Source organism: Ensifer sp. B1-9, from assembly GCF_050474445.1.
GTDB lineage: Bacteria > Pseudomonadota > Alphaproteobacteria > Rhizobiales > Rhizobiaceae > Ensifer.
The window spans coordinates 1-1,079 of record NZ_JBCHVG010000042.1 but is presented as its reverse complement, the minus strand read 5'-3'; the positions used below and the strand labels follow the sequence as shown (position 1 = coordinate 1,079).

Here is a 1,079-nt window from a genome sequence, read left to right as displayed (position 1 = left end):
AGCTTGCCGCCGCCACCTCGGAAAGCCGCTTTGCCCGGCTGACGCTGACGATCACCGCCCTTGCCTTCGTCGCGCTGTTTTTGCTGTTGCCGCTTGCCGCCGTCTTCACCGAGGCGCTGCGCAAGGGGCCGACCGAGTTCGTCGCCGCGCTTGGCGACACCGAGACGTTCTCGGCGATCCGCCTGACACTGACCGTCGCCGCCATCGCCGTGCCGCTCAACCTCGTCTTCGGCGTCGCCGCCGCCTGGGCGATCGCCAAGTTCGAGTTCAAGGGCAAGGCCTTCCTGACGACGCTGATCGACTTGCCGTTCTCGGTCTCGCCGGTGATCTCCGGCCTCGTCTTCGTGCTGTTGTTCGGCTCGCACAGCCTGATCGGCCCGTGGCTGCAGAACCACGGCCTCCAGATCCTCTTTGCCGTGCCGGGCCTGGTGCTCGCCACCGTCTTCGTCACCTTCCCCTTCGTCGCCCGCGAGCTGATCCCGCTGATGCAGGAACAGGGCAGCAGCGACGAGGAGGCGGCCCTGTCTCTCGGGGCCTCCGGCTGGCAGACCTTCTGGCACGTGACGCTGCCGAACATCAAATGGGGGCTGCTCTACGGCGTGCTCCTATGCAACGCCCGCGCCATGGGCGAGTTCGGCGCCGTCTCGGTCGTCTCCGGCCATATCCGCGGCGAGACCAACACCATGCCGTTGCAGGTGGAAATCCTCTATAATGAATATAACTTCGTCGCCGCCTTCGCGGTGGCGGCGTTGCTGGCGCTGCTGGCGCTGATCACCCTGATTTTGAAGACGGCGCTGGAGATCCGCTACAGCGCCGAGATCGCCGCCAGCCGCAGGCACTGACCGGGAAAGCCCGCATTCGAAAGGTATCGCCATGGACGTGCGCGTTCACAACATCCGCAAGGAATTCGGCCGCTTCCCGGCGCTCGACGACGTCTCGCTCGACATCCGCTCCGGCGAGCTGATCGCGCTCTTAGGTCCCTCCGGCTCCGGCAAGACGACGCTGTTGCGCCTCGTCGCCGGGCTCGAAAGCCCGACCGGCGGCACGGTCTTCTTCGGCGACGAGGATGCCTCGCAAAA

2 protein-coding genes are annotated in these 1,079 nt (G+C 66.0%); both read left to right on the top strand.

Annotated elements, in window-relative coordinates; all coding sequences use genetic code 11:
- The coding region (gene cysW / locus ACQ5BM_RS34560; protein WP_429820846.1) for a sulfate ABC transporter permease subunit CysW at window positions 1-842 on the top strand (842 nt) is incomplete at its 5' end.
- 31 nt (window positions 843-873) lie between these two features.
- Window positions 874-1,079, top strand: a 206-nt coding sequence (locus ACQ5BM_RS34555; protein ID WP_429820844.1) for an ATP-binding cassette domain-containing protein, incomplete at its 3' end; no start/stop codon positions are given.